Source organism: Aliisedimentitalea scapharcae (genome assembly GCF_045277565.1).
GTDB lineage: Bacteria > Pseudomonadota > Alphaproteobacteria > Rhodobacterales > Rhodobacteraceae > Aliisedimentitalea > Aliisedimentitalea scapharcae.
Genome location: NZ_CP123584.1, coordinates 2,621,517 through 2,639,020 on the forward strand (window position 1 = coordinate 2,621,517; position 17,504 = coordinate 2,639,020).

At 59.1% G+C, this 17,504-nt stretch carries 14 protein-coding genes and 2 pseudogenes; 12 read left to right on the top strand and 4 right to left on the bottom strand.

Going from position 1 to position 17,504, the window contains the following annotated elements; translation table 11 throughout:
* The first annotated feature begins 6 nt into the window (after positions 1-6).
* The 3 genes from QEZ52_RS12340 (at position 7) to QEZ52_RS12350 (ending at position 2,597) form a co-directional block, all read left to right on the top strand.
* Positions 7-909, top strand: coding sequence for a PfkB family carbohydrate kinase (locus QEZ52_RS12340; protein ID WP_406644652.1), 903 nt, complete (start codon positions 7-9; stop codon positions 907-909).
* 8 nt (positions 910-917) lie between these two features.
* The gene (locus QEZ52_RS12345; protein ID WP_406650454.1) at positions 918-1,826 is read left to right on the top strand and encodes a pseudouridine-5'-phosphate glycosidase; all 909 of its coding nucleotides are present in this window, start codon (positions 918-920) and stop codon (positions 1,824-1,826) included.
* Positions 1,827-1,910: 84 nt separating this feature from the next.
* Positions 1,911-2,597 carry a DUF502 domain-containing protein gene (locus QEZ52_RS12350; RefSeq protein WP_406644653.1) on the top strand — a complete coding sequence of 229 codons (687 nt, stop codon included), beginning with the start codon at positions 1,911-1,913 and terminating at the stop codon, positions 2,595-2,597.
* A 4-nt stretch (positions 2,598-2,601) separates the two neighbouring features.
* Here QEZ52_RS12350 and QEZ52_RS12355 read toward each other — a convergent pair whose 3' ends face one another.
* Positions 2,602-3,639, bottom strand: a complete 1,038-nt coding sequence (locus QEZ52_RS12355) for a patatin-like phospholipase family protein (RefSeq protein ID WP_406644654.1) — start codon at positions 3,637-3,639, stop codon at positions 2,602-2,604.
* Positions 3,640-3,757: 118 nt separating this feature from the next.
* Positions 3,758-4,531: a 3-hydroxybutyrate dehydrogenase gene (locus QEZ52_RS12360; RefSeq protein ID WP_406644655.1), complete on the bottom strand. Its 774-nt coding sequence runs from the start codon at positions 4,529-4,531 to the stop codon at positions 3,758-3,760.
* Between the two features lie 362 nt (positions 4,532-4,893).
* Here QEZ52_RS12360 and QEZ52_RS12365 point away from each other — a divergent pair, with 362 nt between their 5' ends.
* Entirely contained in the window at positions 4,894-6,705 is a 1,812-nt protein-coding gene (locus QEZ52_RS12365; protein ID WP_406644656.1) for an extracellular solute-binding protein, read from the top strand.
* Positions 6,706-6,970: 265 nt separating this feature from the next.
* A complete protein-coding gene (locus QEZ52_RS12370; protein WP_406644657.1) occupies positions 6,971-8,005 on the top strand; it encodes a fatty acid desaturase in 1,035 nt (344 codons plus the stop codon).
* Between the two features lie 88 nt (positions 8,006-8,093).
* Here the strand turns inward: QEZ52_RS12370 and QEZ52_RS12375 are convergent.
* Both QEZ52_RS12375 and QEZ52_RS12380 read right to left on the bottom strand, forming a co-directional pair.
* Positions 8,094-8,798 (bottom strand): annotated as a pseudogene (locus tag QEZ52_RS12375) (SDR family oxidoreductase); the annotation flags it as partial.
* A 314-nt stretch (positions 8,799-9,112) separates the two neighbouring features.
* Positions 9,113-9,736, bottom strand: coding sequence for a helix-turn-helix domain-containing protein (locus tag QEZ52_RS12380; RefSeq protein ID WP_406644658.1), 624 nt, complete (start codon positions 9,734-9,736; stop codon positions 9,113-9,115).
* A 64-nt stretch (positions 9,737-9,800) separates the two neighbouring features.
* On the opposite strand from QEZ52_RS12380, the gene QEZ52_RS12385 reads away from it, so the two are divergent.
* The 7 genes and pseudogenes from QEZ52_RS12385 to QEZ52_RS12415 all read left to right on the top strand — a co-directional run bounded on the left by QEZ52_RS12385 (position 9,801) and on the right by QEZ52_RS12415 (position 17,504).
* The gene (locus QEZ52_RS12385) at positions 9,801-11,309 is read left to right on the top strand and encodes a class I adenylate-forming enzyme family protein (protein WP_406644659.1); all 1,509 of its coding nucleotides are present in this window, start codon (positions 9,801-9,803) and stop codon (positions 11,307-11,309) included.
* A gap of 6 nt (positions 11,310-11,315) precedes the next feature.
* On the top strand, positions 11,316-11,966 hold the full coding sequence (locus QEZ52_RS12390; RefSeq protein ID WP_406644660.1) for a DsbA family oxidoreductase: 651 nt from the start codon (positions 11,316-11,318) through the stop codon (positions 11,964-11,966).
* Entirely contained in the window at positions 11,963-12,325 is a 363-nt protein-coding gene (locus QEZ52_RS12395; protein WP_406644661.1) for a potassium channel family protein, read from the top strand. The genes QEZ52_RS12390 and QEZ52_RS12395 overlap by 4 nt, the downstream gene beginning before the upstream one ends.
* 176 nt (positions 12,326-12,501) lie before the next feature.
* Positions 12,502-13,709 (top strand): annotated as a pseudogene (locus QEZ52_RS12400) (multidrug effflux MFS transporter).
* 58 nt (positions 13,710-13,767) lie between these two features.
* Positions 13,768-15,423, top strand: a complete 1,656-nt coding sequence (locus QEZ52_RS12405; RefSeq protein ID WP_406644662.1) for a tetratricopeptide repeat protein — start codon at positions 13,768-13,770, stop codon at positions 15,421-15,423.
* Positions 15,424-15,513: 90 nt separating this feature from the next.
* The gene (locus QEZ52_RS12410) at positions 15,514-16,329 is read left to right on the top strand and encodes a DUF2092 domain-containing protein (protein WP_406644663.1); all 816 of its coding nucleotides are present in this window, start codon (positions 15,514-15,516) and stop codon (positions 16,327-16,329) included.
* On the top strand, positions 16,329-17,504 hold the full coding sequence (locus QEZ52_RS12415; RefSeq protein WP_406644664.1) for a peptidoglycan-binding protein: 1,176 nt from the start codon (positions 16,329-16,331) through the stop codon (positions 17,502-17,504). The genes QEZ52_RS12410 and QEZ52_RS12415 overlap by 1 nt, the downstream gene beginning before the upstream one ends.

Here is a 17,504-nt window from a genome sequence, read left to right on the forward strand (position 1 = left end):
GCAGCCATGCAACAGCCAGCCAAGTTTGACATTCTCTGTATCGGTTCAGTCCTGTGGGACGTGATCGGGCGGTGTTCGCAAGACATGCGCCAGGGATCTGACATGCCGGGGCGGATCACCCGCCTTCCTGGCGGTGTCGCGATGAATATCGCCATGACCTTGGTCCGGTTCGGCCTGACACCTTCGGTGCTGACCGCCATAGGCCGCGACCCAGAGGGCGACGAACTGATCACTGCCTGCCAGCGCTTGGGCGTCACGACTGGTATGGCTTATCGCTCGGACGATTTGCCCACCGACCGTTACATGGCGGTCGAAGGGGCCAATGGTCTGATCGCGGCCATCGCGGATGCGCATTCACTCGAGGCAGCAGGCGACAAGATCCTGCGCCCGCTGACAGATGGTACATTGGGGTCGGCCCGGGCCCCGTTCGCCGGTCCCATTGCCCTGGACGGGAATCTGACCCTGACCCTGCTGGACGACATCGCCCGCCACCCGGCCTTTGCTCGCGCCGACCTGCGCGTGGCACCTGCCTCGCCGGGCAAGGCCGAACGCCTGCGCCCGTTTCTGTCCGCCTCTCATGGCACGCTGTATGTGAATCTCGAAGAGGCCGGGTATCTGTGCCAAAGCACATTCACCAGTTCCCATACTGCTGCAATCGCCATGATCGACCGAGGTGCCGCCCGGGTTCTGGTCACCGATGGCGGGGCCTCGGCCACCGAAGCCCGCACAGGCGCCGATCCCATCACCCTGATCCCCCCTCGGGTTCAGGTCGCCCGCGTGACAGGCGCAGGTGATACCTTCATGGCGGCCCATATTGCCGCTGACCTTGGCGGGGCCTCCCGCCATGACGCTCTCAAGGCCGCGCTGCATGCAGCGGCTACCTATGTTTCCGGAGAACCTCCCCTGTGAACACGCCCATGATCGACCTGCAATTTTCCGCCGAAGTCGCCACCGCCCGCGCCACGGGCCAACCTATCGTGGCTCTGGAAAGCACTATCATCACGCATGGCATGCCTTATCCGCAGAATGTCGAGGTCGCCGCCCAGGTCGAAGCCGATATTCGCACCGGTGGTGCCGTCCCTGCCACCATCGCCGTCATCGACGGCCAGCTGCACATCGGGTTGGAAGCGGATCAGCTGCAGACATTGGGTCAGGCCAAAGGCGTCGCCAAACTGTCACGCGCGGATATGGCCGCCTGCATCGCGACAGGTGGCACCGGCGCAACCACTGTGGCCGCCACCATGATCGCAGCACATCTGGCCGGGATTCATGTCTTTGCCACCGGCGGCATTGGCGGCGTTCACAAAGGAGCCGAAAACTCATTCGACATTTCGGCCGATCTGCACGAACTCGCCGCGACACCCGTGACCGTGGTCGCAGCCGGAGCCAAGGCAATCCTGGACCTGCCAAAGACACTGGAAGTGCTGGAAACCCTGGGGGTACCTGTGATTGCCCACGGGCAGGATACCTTCCCCGGCTTTTGGTCGGCAGGATCAGATCTGACCGCGCCCTTGCGCATGGACGACGCCGCCCAGATCGCGCGCGCGCATGTCATGCGCACCCGGATGGGGCTGCCCGGTGGGCAATTGATCGCCAACCCGATTCCAACCGATGCGGAAATTCCGGCACACACCCTGGCCCCGATCATTGCACAGGCCCAATCCGAGGCCGACGCCCGGGGAATAGCAGGCAAATCCGTTACGCCCTTCCTGCTGCAACGCATTTTCGAGCTGACCGAAGGCCGGTCTTTGACGGCAAATATCGCTCTGGTCCGCAATAACGCCCGGCTGGCCACCCGCATTGCCCGCGAAATGACCAACTTGTGACGCTCGCCCCCGGGAATCCCGCGCTGCCCCATTGTCGCCGGGGATCATTGCCCCTAGGTTCTGCCTGCCAACACGGGAAATTCCATGACCACGCCCTTTGAACACGAACCGCACCGCCGCCCCGGTCTGTTTGCCCGGCTCAGATCATCGTTCCTGACCGGAATTGTGGTGATTGCCCCGGTCGGGTTGACGATCTGGCTGTTGTGGTCAGCCATGGGCTGGGTCGATAGCGTGGTGCTGCCGCTGGTGCCAAAAACTGTCCTGCCAGAGCAGTATATCGGCATCAACCTGCGTGGTATCGGGCTGATCATCTTCTTTTTGTTCACCATCGTAGTGGGCTGGGTCGCCAAGGGCATCATCGGGCGGTCGCTCATCGGGTTTGCCGAAGGGCTGGTAGAGCGCATGCCTGTGGTCCGCACCGTCTATTCCGGGATCAAACAGATCTCGGAAACGGTCTTTGCCCAATCCGAACGCAGTTTCGAAAAGGCCTGTCTGATCCAATATCCGCGCCGCGGAATCTGGGCAATCGGCTTTGTTTCAACCACCGCACGCGGCGAAGTGTCGGATCGGGCCGAAACCGGCGGGCGGTTGTTGTCGATCTTTGTCCCGACCACGCCAAACCCGACATCGGGTTTCCTGCTGTTCTTTCCCGAAGAAGACGTGATCGAGCTGGACATGTCGGTCGAAGAAGCCGCCAAACTGGTGATTTCCGCTGGCCTCGTCTATCCCAATTCCAAAGATCCGACCGTCCAGGCAGACACAGACGACTGACGCCTCAGCCGAACATGGCGCGCAAATCGACGCTGGAGCATTCGCCCAGATCGTCCAGATGCGCGGCCAGAAACCGCTCGGCAGCCGCACGTCCGGCCTGTTTCAGATGTTTCAGCACCTGCGGCAGCGGGATCATCTTGGTTGTCACCGACAGCCCGCGCATCACATCATCATCCGCAATCATGTGCACCAGAACCCGACGCATGGACCCGGATTGCAAACTGCCCTCTTGCAAGAGACGCTGCACGAATGAGATCGCACGCAATTCGCGCAACAGCGACGAATTAAAACTGATCTCGTTCATCCGGTTCTGGATCTGCTGCGGGGTCTTGGGGATCTCATCCCGCTCCAGCGGGTTGATGTTCACGATGACAAGATCCTCGGGCAAGTCGCTGCCAAACAATGGAAACAACGCTGGGTTGCCGGTGTACCCTCCATCCCAATAGGCTTCGGTGCGCCCGCTCTTGGGATCAAAGATCTCGACCGCCTGAAACAATGTCGGCAGACAGGCAGACGCCAGAATAGCATCCGTTGAAATCTCGCTGCCTTCGAACACCCGGATCTTGCCTGAACGGACACAGGTGGCTCCGACAAACAAGGCCGGACCCGCATGGGCGCACACTTTGGCAAAATCAAACGCCTCGACCACCGGGCGCAGCGGGTTGCTGTAAAACGGACCATAATGGTAGGGCGAAACCACTTGGCTCCAGGCTTCGGCCGGAGAAAATGGCATCATCTGTTCAAAGGTCTGAACAACCCTGGCCGGTTCCAGTCCGCGCATCCAATGCGAAAACCGCATATCCCCGACGGCCCCCATCCGGCCCCACAAGTCGTCCAGACAGGCTTTTGCCCCGGCGCGGCCATCCTGAACCATGCCGGATTTAAAGGCCGCCCCATTGAGCGCCCCCGCCGATGTGCCAGAGATCCCTGCCACCTCGAGACGGTCCTCTTCCAGCAGCCGGTCCAGCACTCCCCAGGTAAAGGCCCCATGCGCGCCCCCGCCCTGAAGCGCCAGATTGATTTTCTTGCGACCTTCGCCCATCACACCAATCCTGTCTTCTACTGGTCAAAAATTATCCCGGAAGGACTGGCGGCACCCAACGGATTTCACCACCGGGGGCGGCACCCCTTGATCCCGAACACGGCACGCCTGGCCAAAGTTACAAGGCGGTCCAACCACCATCTACGCTCAAGGTGGTGCCGGTCATCTGTGCCGCCGCATCGGAACACAGGAACACAGTGGTCCCCCCCAGCTGTTCGACGGTAGCAAATTCCTTGGACGGCTGGCGCGCAAGCATGATGTCTCTGACCACGGTTTCGCGATCCATGTCGTATTCTTTCATCGTATCGGGAATTTGCGCTTCGACCAACGGCGTCAACACATAACCCGGACAGATCGCATTGCAGGTGATCGGCTCTTGGGCCGTTTCCAGCGCCACGGTTTTGGTCATGCCCACCACCCCATGTTTGGCCGCGACATAGGCCGCCTTGTAGGGGGACGCGGTCAACCCATGTGCCGAGGCGATATTGACGATCCGCCCCCACCCGGCGGCGCGCATTTTGGGCAGCGCAGCGGCCATCGTGTGAAAGGCCGAATTCATGTTGATGGCAATGATGGCGTCCCATTTGTCGATCGGAAATTCGTCGATCGGGGCCACGTGCTGAATGCCCGCGTTGTTGACCAGAATATCGCAGGCACCCGCCTGTTCAATCAGCGCCCGGCATTCGCTGCCCTTGGACATGTCCGCCTTGATATAGCGGGCGTTCACACCGAAATCGGCAGCAATGCCCGCCGCCAGCGCATGATCTTCGTCGCGATCGCTAAAGGAGTTCAGTACGACATCTGCACCCGCCCGGGCCAGCTCACGTGCAACCCCCAGACCAATCCCGGAATTCGATCCGGTAACAACAGCGGTTTTTCCCGACAAGGACATTTTAGAAACTCCCCAAAACTTGCGATTAAGATGTTGCGCTGCACTGTGTCATGCTGCAAGTGCAAAGAAAACCGGCAATGCGCCGCGCGGTCCGTCCCGACCTCGGGGCACTCAGGGGGGCACCTGCAACCGTTGCGTCAACGTCACCCGATACGCTCAGGTATCGAAAACAAAAAAAACGCCCGCACGAAGCGGGCGTTAAGTCATTGAGGCAGGTTTCATACAGGCAAGAAACCTATCGAGCAGTGACACCTTTATAAGCAATTACGCGCTGGCATCCAAGCTAAAAGTTTGAAAAGACGTGAAACCACCGTTAGCGTGAATCCTCAAGAAAATAAGGCCAGAGCAGGATTGTTGCCAAAGTGCGTCATGATTATTTCCAAAACACCCGCAGGATTCTGTCGGGAATCGCCCTGCTTTGCGGGGCTACTTTTGCGTCCGCAGAATCGACTCATGGCATAGCTATGTATGGTGACCCTGCGTTGCCACCGGATTTTGTGTCGCTCCCTTATGCCAACCCACAGGCCCCCAAGGGCGGCCGGGTCATCTTTGGCAACACAGGGGGCTTTGACAGTTTGAACCCGTTTGTCCAAAAAGGCACCGCCCCCTGGCAGATGCGGTTTTGGTCTTATGAAAGTTTGATGGGGCGATCCTGGGACGAACCTTTCACACTTTATGGGCTGTTGGCCGAATCGGTTGAGACGTCCGAGGACCGATCCTGGGTGGAATTCACGCTGCGACCAGAGGCGCGATTCGCCGACGGCAGCCCCGTTACCATCGAAGATGTCTTGTGGTCTTATGAGGTTCTGGGGACCAAAGGCCACCTGCGATACCGCACGTTGTGGTCACAGATGGCCAGCATCGAACAGACCGGGCCCCGAACGGTTCGGATCACATTCAAGGATGACAACCGCGAACTGGCGCTGATTGCCGGACTCCGGCCCATTCTGAAAAAAGACCAATACGATGGGCGGGACTTCACCGACGCACCATTGGAGGCACCGGTGGGCAGCGGTCCCTACGTCATAGGTGATGTCGACCCTGGGCGTTTTATCGAATTCCGCCGGAACCCGGATTATTGGGGCAAAGATCTGCCCCTGCGGCGCGGGACAGCCAATTTTGATGAGATGCGCGTCGAATTTTATGGCGATCAGGCCGTAATGTTCGAAGCGTTCAAAGCAGGCGAATTGACCGCAATCCGGGAATTCAATGCCGATACCTGGGCTCGGCAGTATGATTTTCCTTCGGTCGTTCGTGGCGATGTGGTCAAAACCGAAATCCCCCACGAACGCCCAACCGGCATGACCGGGATCGTGATGAATGCCCGACGCGTGCCCTTTGACGACTGGCGGGTGCGAGAAGCATTGTTGCTGGCGTTCAACTTTGAATACATCAACGGCACGCTGACCGGCGGAACCCAACCGCGGATCACATCCTATTATGCCAACTCCTATCTCGGGCTGCGCCCCGGCCCGGCGACCGGAAAGGTGCGCGACCTTCTGGCTCCCTTTGCCGACTCCCTGCTGCCTGGCACGATTGACGGGTATACATTGCCCCAGGGTGATGACAGCGCCCGCAACCGGCGCGATCTGCGGGCCGCGGCCCGTTTGCTGAGCGAAGCCGGATGGCGTGTCGAGGACGGGCTCTTGCGCGATGATACCGGGCGGCCCATGCAGATGTCGTTGTTATTGCGCCAGGGCGATACCGAAATGAAATCCGTGGCCGAACTCTATGCACGGGCGCTGGAACGGCTGGGCATCACGCTGGTTACGGAAACCGTGGACAACGCCCAATATGTGGCCCGCCAGAATACCTATGACTTCGACCTCACCCGTTTTCGTCGGGATCTGTCGCTGTCCCCAGGCAATGAACAAAAACTGTATTGGGGCAAGGACGGCGTGACCCAACCCGGCACCCGAAACCTGATGGGCGTCGACAACCCGGCCATCGAAGCGATGCTGGACACCATGCTGACGACGACGGAACCGGACACCTTTACCGCTGCGGTCCGCGCCCTGGACCGGGTGCTGACGGCCGGACGCTATGTGATTCCGATCTGGCAATTCGACAAGGGGCGGATTGCTCATGCCAAACAGTTGAAATACCCCGATACCCTTCCACTTTATGGCGACCGCATCGGGTTCATGCCCGAGGTCTGGTGGTTCGAAGAGTGACCCGAGCACGCCCAAGGCCGTTCAAACGGCCTGACACACCCGATTTGGACTCGCGCGCAAACGTCTTTTTCGCGATCCGGGGTCCAGGGTGGGTCACAGCGTCTTGGGTGCCAATGATGGCTGGGACGCGCGGATTTCCGCGTATCGGGACAGCCCCGGTCCCCATTTGCCACGAAAACACGACACATGCGCGCGCAGGTGCAGTATCCGCTTGCCATATGGGGCAGGTCGTATATCCGTGCGCGAGACAAGAAAAAGCAGGCGCATGATTCAAAACCAAAAGCTCCCCGCAACGCACCAAGGTCCAGTTCCAGCTCGGGAGTGGGTTGCCACGCTTGCCCGTTACCGTGACCCAGACCCTGTACGCAGCGCTTTTGAGTTGAGCGTCAGCCTCATTCCCTTTGTGATCCTCTGGGCGTTGGCCTGGGTGTCGCTGTCCTACAGCTATTGGTTGGCCTTTGGCATTTCCGTGTTGAACGCTGCCTTTCTGCTGCGCCTGTTCGCCATCCAACATGATTGCGGCCACGGGTCGTTCTTTAAACAACGTGCGATCAGTGACTGGGTTGGGCGTGTTCTGGGGGTTCTGACCCTGACACCTTATGACGTCTGGCGGCGCACCCATTCGATCCACCACAGCGCAGCCGGAAATCTGGGCAAGCGCGGAATCGGCGACATTCACACCATGACGGTGGATGAATACCAGGCACTTTCGTCCTGGGATCGGTTCATGTACCGCCTGTATCGCAACCCGGTGGTGCTGTTCGGCTTTGGCCCCAGTTATCTGTTCCTGTTGCAAAACCGGATCCCATTGGGCCTGACCGGCCAGGTCCGCTATTGGATCAGCGCCATGGGTACTAATATCGTCATAATCTCGGCACTGGCTCTGATTTGGTATTTCGGCGGTTTCATGGCTGTTGTCCTGATTTTCCTGCCCTCGACGCTGATTGCCGCTACGGCTGGCATGTGGCTGTTCTATGTGCAGCACCAGTTCGAAAACACCTATTGGAACGAAGATGACAATTGGCAGCTGCATGACGCGGCGCTGCACGGCAGCTCGCATTATATCATGCCGCCGGTTCTGCAATGGTTCAGCGCCAATATCGGCATTCACCATGTGCACCACCTGTACAGCCGGATCCCGTTCTATCGCCTGACCGAAGTGTTGCGCGATCACAAGGACCTGGAAGAGGCCAACCGCATGACCATCCGCGAAAGCCTGAGCTGCGCAAGGCTGCACCTGTGGGACGACAAGACCAAACAGCTGTTGTCCTTTGCCCAAGTCCGGGCGATGTACGGGTGATCCAACCCACACTTTAGATGAAGCTACGATGGGCCGTTTTACGGCCCATTTTTGTTGGCCAAGGCCCGATCCTCGGACTGGTGTCCGATCAAAGCCCCAAAGGCCGGTTCACCCTGCCGTCTACAGTAATGCATTGCCCCGTTATGTAACTGGCAACTTCTGACAGAAGAAACGCGATTGTTTGCCCGACTTCTTCGTTGCGGCCAACCCGGCCAAGGGGCACCGTCCCGGCCCAATCCGGGTGAAATTCGGTTTCGGCGCTTTCCATCAATCCCGGAGCAATCGTGTTAAACCGGATATTCTCTGGTCCATGGCGATCCGCCAACAGCTTGATGAACCCCTGGATGGCCAAACGCGTTGGACCAAGCGGAAAGGGAACTCTCGGTTGCCCCGCTTCGATCCCGGAAATCGCCACAAAGGAACCACGCCCAGATACCTTGAGGTGGGGCAACACGGCTTTTGCGAGGCGCATTGGCGCAATGACCATCATTTCATAATCATCATGCCAGGCGGGCCATGGGATATCAAAGATCTCTCTCGTGTATTCCGGGTCATAGTTAAAGCTGTCACGAGTTGCAGGCGGCGCGGCCGGAACCTCATACCCTTTCATGACTTTGCTATGGCGCCCTGCACCAAACACGGCCGCATCAAGCCGACCAAACGTGTCCAACGCTGTTGCGACGGCTCTATCGACATCGGCGTCGTTCAGGACAGATCCGGCCACGCCCACCCCGCCGGTTTCCGCTGCGATGTCACCGCATCCACCGCGGGACATCAACACCAGGTGGTACCCTTGTGCGGCAAGGCCCGGGCGGTCGCCGACCCAAGCCCCCCGCTTGCGCCCGTAATAATGGCTACAGGACGTTCATCGCCGCGACTGGTCATAGGCATACCTCAAATACTGGACTAACAAAGATCTTGTTGGCCGAGCCTAGCAGCATTTGAGCCTTGCTTCGCGGAATTCTCGATAACTTTCACACGTACAGACGCCCGCGCCCGCCAGTTCAAACCACACAGTCACGCAGGCCTTGAACTGGGAGTCCGTTCGGAACAGGTCATTCGGATGAACCCCAATCGCCCCAGGTCATCGTGTCGGGGATCTTTGTCTCAGGCCAGCGAGGTCACCCACAGGATCGTGGCGTCTTCGTCGCTGACCGAGATCACATTGTGCCCCATGGCCGCATCGTAATAAGCACTGTCGCCGCGGCGCATGTCGATGGGTTCATAGAATTCTGTATACAGCTTGACCACCCCGGTCAGCACATACATGAATTCTTCGCCGTCATGGCGTACCCACCCTTCGAATTCTTCCATGTCACGGGCCCGCACACGGGCACGATAAGGCAGCATCTGTTTCTTGGACAGCGCGTCGGCCAGTAATTCATGTTCATAGGTCGCGGTGGCATGGGCCGCGCCCTGCCCCGATTTGGTAACCGACAGACGTCCGTTGACCTGACCACGCTGGGGCGGAGTGAAAAGTTGCGGGACCGAAATCCCTAATCCTTCGGCCAGCTTTTTAAGCGCATCATAAGTGGGCGACATCTGACCGTTTTCGATCTTGGACAGGGTTGAACGCGCCAGTCCCGCCTTGTTGGCGGCCTGTTCCAGCGTCCAGTCGCGCGCCTTGCGCAATTCGCGTACACGCACCCCCAGATCCAGAGGTTCTGCGTGTTCATCCTCGCCCGAACTGCGGGCGATGCGGATCAGGGATTTGGGGTCTTTTGACGTCATGATCGTTCTATACGCACGACGCGAGCCGCTTGCAACGCATCGCGTGTCGGGCTAGCCAACCGATATGCTTTCTATTTTTGATCAGGGGCCACCCGCGCCCTGCCCTGACCCATTCAACCTGACCGCTCATGTCCTGCGTCATGCACAGGACCAGCCGGACAAGATCGCCCTGTCGCTGGTTGGCCCGACCGGGGCCGAGAACTGGAGTTATTCTGACCTGGAAGCTGCGGTGCGTGGCACGGGGACCGGGTTGCTGAATGCCGGGCTGGCGGCTGGCGACATCATTCTGATGCGGCTGGGCAATACGGTGGAGTTTCCGATTGCCTATCTGGGAGCGATCGCCGCCGGGTTGGTCCCGGTTCCGACCTCCTCCCAGCTGACCGAATCGGAAACAGCCAAGATAATCGCGGATCTGTCTCCGGCCGCGGTGCTGCGGGACCCGCAGGTCGCCTGTGCGGATCACGCCAATCAGATTGACATCAAAACGCTGGATTCAATGCGGGCCCTGCCTGCCTGTGCCTATGATCTGGGGGATCCGGATCGGTTGGCCTATATCGTCTATACATCCGGCACCAGCGGCAAACCCCGCGCAGTGGCCCACGCCCATCGGGCGATCTGGGCCCGGCAGATGATGGTGGATGGTTGGTACGGGCTGCGCAACACCGACCGGCTGCTGCATGCGGGCGCGTTCAATTGGACGTATACATTGGGGACCGGGTTGATGGATCCATGGACCATTGGGGCCACTGCCCTGATCCCGCAACCGGGCACTGATCCGTCCACGCTGGGGTGGTTGCTGGCGCGTCACAAGGCAACGATTTTTGCTGCTGCGCCCGGAGTTTACCGCAAGATCTTGCAGTCGGACGATGCGATGGAACTGCCCGATCTGCGTCACGGTTTATGTGCCGGCGAAAAGCTGTCACCGCTGTTGCACAAAACCTGGAAAGATCGCTCAGGTACCGACCTGTTTGAGGCCTTTGGCATGTCGGAATGCTCGACCTTTGTCTCGTCCTGCCCGGATCACCCCGCCCGCGGCGAGGCACTGGGACGTCCACAAGTGGGGCGCAGGGTTGCCATTGTCGGACCTGATGGTCCCGTGCCACAAGGAACCGAAGGCACAATCGCCATCCACCGCTCTGATCCTGGGCTGATGCTGGGCTATTTGAACGCGCCCAAAGACACCAAGGCCCGATTTCAGGGCGATTGGTTCCTGACCGGCGACCAGGGCGCCATGGCGGTGGACGGTCAGATCACTTATTTGGGCCGCGCAGATGACATGATGAACGCAGGCGGGTATCGCGTCTCTCCCGTCGAAGTCGAAACCGCGTTGACCGCGCATCCCGGTATAACCCAGGTCGGTGCCGCCGCGGTCGAGGTGAAACCCGACACCTATATCATCGCAGCCTTCTATACCGGTCCCAAAGAGTTGACCGCTCAGGACCTGCAAAGCTTTGCCTCGGACCGCCTGGCCCGTTACAAACAGCCGCGCGCCTACATATATATGGATGCGCTGCCCACCGGGGCGAACAACAAACTGCTGCGCCGCGCCCTGCCTGCCTATTTCAAAGGATGACCCCCCATGACCGTCAAGCTCGACATCCTGTCCGACCCGATCTGTCCCTGGTGCTATATCGGCAAGACCCATCTGGACGCCGCGTTGACCCAGGTGCCCGACCACCCATTTGTCATTGAATGGCATCCGTTTCAGCTGAACCCGGACATGCCGTCGGACGGTATGGACCGGCGCGCTTATCTCGAAGGGAAGTTCGGCGGCAAGGAAGGCGCTGTTCGCGCCTATGCCCCGGTTGTTGAAAACGCCGAAAAGGCCGGGTTGAACATCGACTTTGAAGCGATGAAGCGCACGCCCAACACATTGGACGCGCATCGGCTGATCCATTGGGCCGGAATCGAAGGCAAACAAACGGAAATCGTCGACGCCCTGTTCAAGGCCTATTTCGAAGACGGTCGCGATATCGGGGATCATGACGTGCTGGCGGATCTTGCGGATAATGTCGGCATGGACGCATCGGTTGTGCGCAAACTGCTGCAATCGGACAGTGACGCCCAAAGCATCCGCGACCGTGACGCCCACAGCCGCAAGATGGGGGTGAATTCGGTTCCGACCTATATCGTCGCCAACAAACACGCGGTGCCGGGATCACAGCCCCCCGAATTATGGGTCAAGGTGATTGGCGACATCATGGAGCAACTGGACGGGGATGACAGTTGAAGCAATTCAAGCTTTCTACCATTCTACTCAGCCTGATAGCAGTGGTGCTGTCAGGCACGATCTTCTTTCGTCTCGTTGAAGGCTGGACCTGGCTGGACAGCTACTTTTTTACCGTGATCACCATTTCCACCGTCGGGTATGGCGAATTGGTTCCGGCCACAGCATTGGGCAAGATCGGGACGACGTTTCTAATCTTTGGCGGGCTGGGCGTTTTTGCAGTTGCGATACGCGAATTTGCCAACTTTCACATGCAAAAACGGGAAGAACACACCGAATGGCTGGTTGGCCACCTTGGCCACCGCAAGGCTGACCAAGACCCCCCGGCCGCCAATGAAGACGAACAACCCGATCCCCATTGACGCACAAAAACTGACTCAAGGTCTTTTACATGTGCACAGTTATCTGTGCATCGGCGAACTGGAAACTGCCCAAAAAACATGATACCGCTGCCCCAGCGTGACCGGAGATTTCACTCCTTGCCCACCCCGGCTTATCTGGGGCCAGCCCGCGCTTTCGAAACAGATTGGAGCGGTCCATGAGCCACCGAATGCATCGGGCGGAATTTGTTGCGTTGATCGCGATGATGTTTGCCACCATCGCTTTTTCCATAGACTCGATGTTACCGGCCCTGCCCGAAATCGGTGGGGAACTCAGCCCCGATGACCTGAATCGGGCCCAATTGATCCTGACCTCTTTTGTGTTGGGCATGGGGGTCGGTACGTTTTTTACCGGACCTCTGTCTGACAGTTTCGGGCGCAAACCAGTGATCTATGGGGGGCGGCATTGTATATCCTGGCCAGCTTTGTGGCCTGGACCAGTTCGTCGCTCGAAGTGGTACTGGCCGCAAGGATTGCCCAGGGTCTGGGTGCCGCGGGTCCGCGTGTTGTGGCAATGGCGGTTGTGCGTGACCTGTTTTCAGGGCGCGAAATGGCGCGGATCGTGTCTATTGCTATGATGATCTTTACCCTCGTTCCTGCGGTGGCACCATTGTTGGGCGCAGGCATTATAGCCATAACAGGATGGCGCGGCATCTTTCTTGCCTTCATCCTGTTCTCGATGATTTCGGTGTTCTGGTTGGGTCTGCGTCTGCCTGAATCCCTGCCGCGCGAAAACCGCCGTCCGTTCCGGGGACCGCTGCTGGTCAAGGCCGTCGGAGAAATGTTTGCCCACCCCAGTGTCCGCCTTTCGATCCTGGTCCAAAGCCTGTGTCTGGGAACGCTGTTCACCATGCTCACCATGGTGCAGCCCGTCTATGACGTGGTTTATGACCGGGCCGACAGCTTTCCCATCTGGTTTGGTGGGGTTGCCATTGTGTCCGGCTCGGCAAGTCTGTTGAACGCCGCGCTGGTGGTGCGATTGGGGATGCGCCGGATGGTCACCTGGACCTTGGGTGTTCAGATCCTGCTGAGCGGTGTGATGCTGGTTGCCGGGGGCATGGACCTGTCCCAGGACGCGGGTTTTGGTTTGTTTGTGTTCTGGCAGACCAGCATCTTTTTCATGGCCGGCACCACGCTGGGCAACCTCAACGCCATGGCGATGGAGCCGATGGGCCATATCGCGGGCATGGCGGCTTCGGTCATTGGTGCGATTTCGACCGTGATCGCGGCCGCAATCGCAGCCCCCATTGGTCAGATGTTCAATGGTTCCCTGTTCCCGCTGACAGCTGGGATCCTGGTCATGTGCATCCTTGCCTATGGATTGATGCTGTACATGGGGCGTGTGGAGAACCGTCTGCCTGCCTGACCCCTATAAAAAATGCGGCTGATCCCCTATTCTTTCGGCCATTGTGGGGGAAATAGATATGAACGAATATTATGAACTGGGCAATTACAGTTGCCCTGTGACCACCCAATCACCCAAAGCCCAACTGTGGTTTGATCGCGGCCTGATCTGGACGTATGGGTACAATCACGAAGAAGCCGTGCGCTGTTTTCAAAAGGCGCTGGAACATGATCCCGAATGCGCGATGGCCCATTGGGGCGTCGCCTATTCCGCCGGACCCAATTACAATATGCCCTGGCAGCTGTTTGATGCCGAAGGGCGTGCGACGGCGCTGGCGACTTCGTATGACGCAACGCAGGCGGCGCTCTCTTGCTTGGACGGGTGCACTGCGGCCGAAGTAGCGCTGATCCGTGCCCTGCCCGCCCGCTATCCCCAACGCGAACTTGTCGAAGACATGCACCCCTGGAACCATGATTTTGCCGATGCGATGCGTGCGGCATTTGCCAAGGTGCCCGACCACCTGGACCTGCGCACAGTCTATGCCGAAAGCCTGCTCAACCTGACCCCCTGGCAAATGTGGGATCTGAAAACGGGTGAACCAGCCAAAGGTGCCGCCACGGTGGAGGCGCAGGACGTCATGGAAACGGCCATGGCCCAGGATCCGGACGCCATGGCCCATCCCGGCCTGCTGCATCTCTATGTACATTTGATGGAGATGTCGCCGACACCGGAAAAGGCTCTCAAGGCCGGGGATATTCTTCGCACGCTGGTCCCAGATGCTGGCCACCTGGTCCATATGCCCACTCATATCGATGTGCAGTGCGGTCATTTTCACAACGTCGTGTATTGGAATCAAAAAGCCATCGAGGCGGACCTGAAGTATTATGCCCGCGAAGGCGCATTCAACATTTACACCGGCTATCGTCAGCACAATTACCACTTCGTCATCTATGGCGCATTGTTTCTGGGACAGATGGGCCCGGCGTTGCAGGCCAATCAAGGGATGTGGGACACCACGCCCATCGAGATGTTGCAGGTCGAAAGCCCGCCGATGGCCGATTATTTCGAAAGCTATATGTCCATGGGACCGCATATTCTGATCCGGTTTGGGCGGTGGCAGGAGTGCATCGCACTGGAGCTGCCCAAAGACCCGGATTTGTTCTGCACCCTGACTGCCACGGTCCATTATGCCCGCGCCATCGGATATGCCGCCACCGGATGCGTCGCCGAGGCCGAAGCCGAAGAGGCGTTGTTTCTGGCGGCCAAGGCACGCGTGCCAGACACCCGCCTCCTGCACAACAACTGTGTTTCGGATCTGCTTGAAATCGCGACACAAATGCTGCGTGGCGAGATCGAGTACCGCAAGGGAAATCATGACGTCGCCTATGCGCATCTGCGTAAATCTGTCGAACTGGACGACACGTTGCCGTATGACGAACCTTGGGGCTGGATGCAGCCGACACGCCACGCGTTGGGTGCGCTTCTGTTCGAACAGGGACGCGTCGCAGAGGCCGAAGCCGTCTACCGCGAAGATCTGGGGCTGGGTGGCAGCCTGTCTCGGGCATCCATTCATCCCGATAATGTCTGGTCTCTCAAAGGGTTGCACGACTGTCTTGTGGCACGCGGCGACACGATTGAATTGCCTCAGATCAAACAGCGTCTGGATCTGGCACAGTCTCGGGCCGATGCTGGTATCCGGGCTTCGTGCGGCTGTGCGCAGGTTGCCATGACGTAAGGACCCCAAAAGCCCGAGGGACAATTTCCTTGCCGAAAGCCACGGCTTGCTCATAACATGGTTGTGAGCGTCTTATTAGGGACTTTCAATATGTTAGCTATTTCAACCTTACGACGTGTCGCACTTGGTGTTGTGTTCGCGCTTCCATTTGCCACTGCATTGCCAGCTGAAACGGCAGACAATACCGGTCCGGCCGACGATCCGATCGACGCCCAGGCGCGCGACCTGATCCAGGCGGCAACCGATTTTCTCTCCAACCAGGACAAGCTGCAGGTCAATTGGTTCGTGACCTATGACACCGTTGTCGATGGCCGCGAGAAACTGACCGATGTCCGAAGCGGCTTCACCTTTCTTTCCCGGTCAGAAGGGTTTGTTTCCGCAACGGAAAATGGGCTCAAGAGCCGGGATTTCTATTTTGATGGAGCCGCATTTTACATCGTTGATCCGGATGCAAATTCCTATGTTCTGGCCCCATTCGAAGGGTCGTATGAAGATCTGATTGTCCGCATTCGCGACGAATACGATATGGCGCTGCCGATCTGGTCCATTCTTTCGAACCGGTCCAAAGGTGAATGGCTGGAATCCGCCGAAAGCGCCGCCTATCTGGGCGTGACCCGGATTGCCGGTCGCGAAGTCCATCATATCGCCGCGTCCAACTATGATCACGACTGGCAGCTGTGGATTTCGACCGATGCAGAGCGCCCCGAGCTGGTCATGCTGGTTGGCACCGATCCCTACCAACAGGGATGGCCGCAATACCGGGTGTATTTCCACGACTGGGTGTTTGACCCGGATTATGATCCCAATGTCTTCGCCTACACACCAGACGAAGACGCAAGCCGCATGGCCTGGCCAAAACCTGTCCTTGACGATGCAAATTCCGGTCCGCAAGAGGGAGACGAGTGATGTTCAGGTCATTGAAGCAAGCATTCCTCGGATTGGTGATCATGGCTCTGGCCATTGGTACCTCGCCCGAAAGCGTAATCCGGCTGGCTCCGTCCGCAGATTGGGCCGAAGCCCGGGGCGGGCACGGTCGCGCCGGTGGATTTTCCGGTGGCGGTGCACGCAGCCGGCCTTCTGGCGGAGCACGGTCCCGTCCCGCAACGTCACGTCCGTCCAACCGTGCAACGCGCCCGGCCACAAGCCGACCCAGCACACGGCCTGCAACCAGCCGGCCCAGCACCCGTCCTGCCCAGGCGCGCCCCGCACCCAGCCGTCCCAGTGCGGGAACCCGGCCAAACCGACCCGAAGCCGGCACCCGCCCCAGCAATCGGCCCGCCGGTGCCAGACCGCCAGGGTCTCGTCCACCAGGTTCACGTCCACCAGGCGCAGCACATCGCCCCGGTGCCCGTCCGCCCGGACACCGCCCGCCCGGTACGCGCCCACCCGGCGTGCGCCCCCCTATTCACCGGCCGCCAGGATATCGCCCACCGGGATATCGTCCGCCCGGATATCGCCCGCCTTATTACCGGCCACCGTATTACCGTCCGCCGCACAGCCATTGGGGACCCTATCATTATAACCCCAGCTGGGGCTGGTTCTTTACAGCGGCGATCGTCGGTTCCACCTTGGTCTATGCCTCGAACCTGCCCGAAGACCAGGACTGTCAAAAGGTTCAGGATGGCGGAGAGACGCTGTATCAATGTGACGGTGTTCTGTACCGGTCGACCTACTATCAGGACGAACAAGTCTATGAGATCGTGTCCGACGCACCGGGAGAAAAAACTGCGGAACCGACCTCGGTCATTGGTCTGTCTCTGACGGAACCCATGACTCGTGGGGCGGTCGTGCGCTCGTTGCAGATGGCCCTGACCGAAGCCGGATATGACACCGGTGGTACAGATGGCGTCTTTGGCAGCGGAACTGAAACCGCACTTCAGTGGTTCCAGTATGATTATGAACTGGAGCCAACCGGGTTCGTCGATCAGATGACAGCCTACAAGCTGGGGCTGGCCGAAGCTCCTCCCGAAGCGGCTGAACCAACCACACCTGCACCTGCACCTGCTCCGGCAACACCAGAAACGCCAACAACGGTTGAAGAGCCTGCGGCTGTCGAAGACCCCACCCCGGCGCAGGACTAA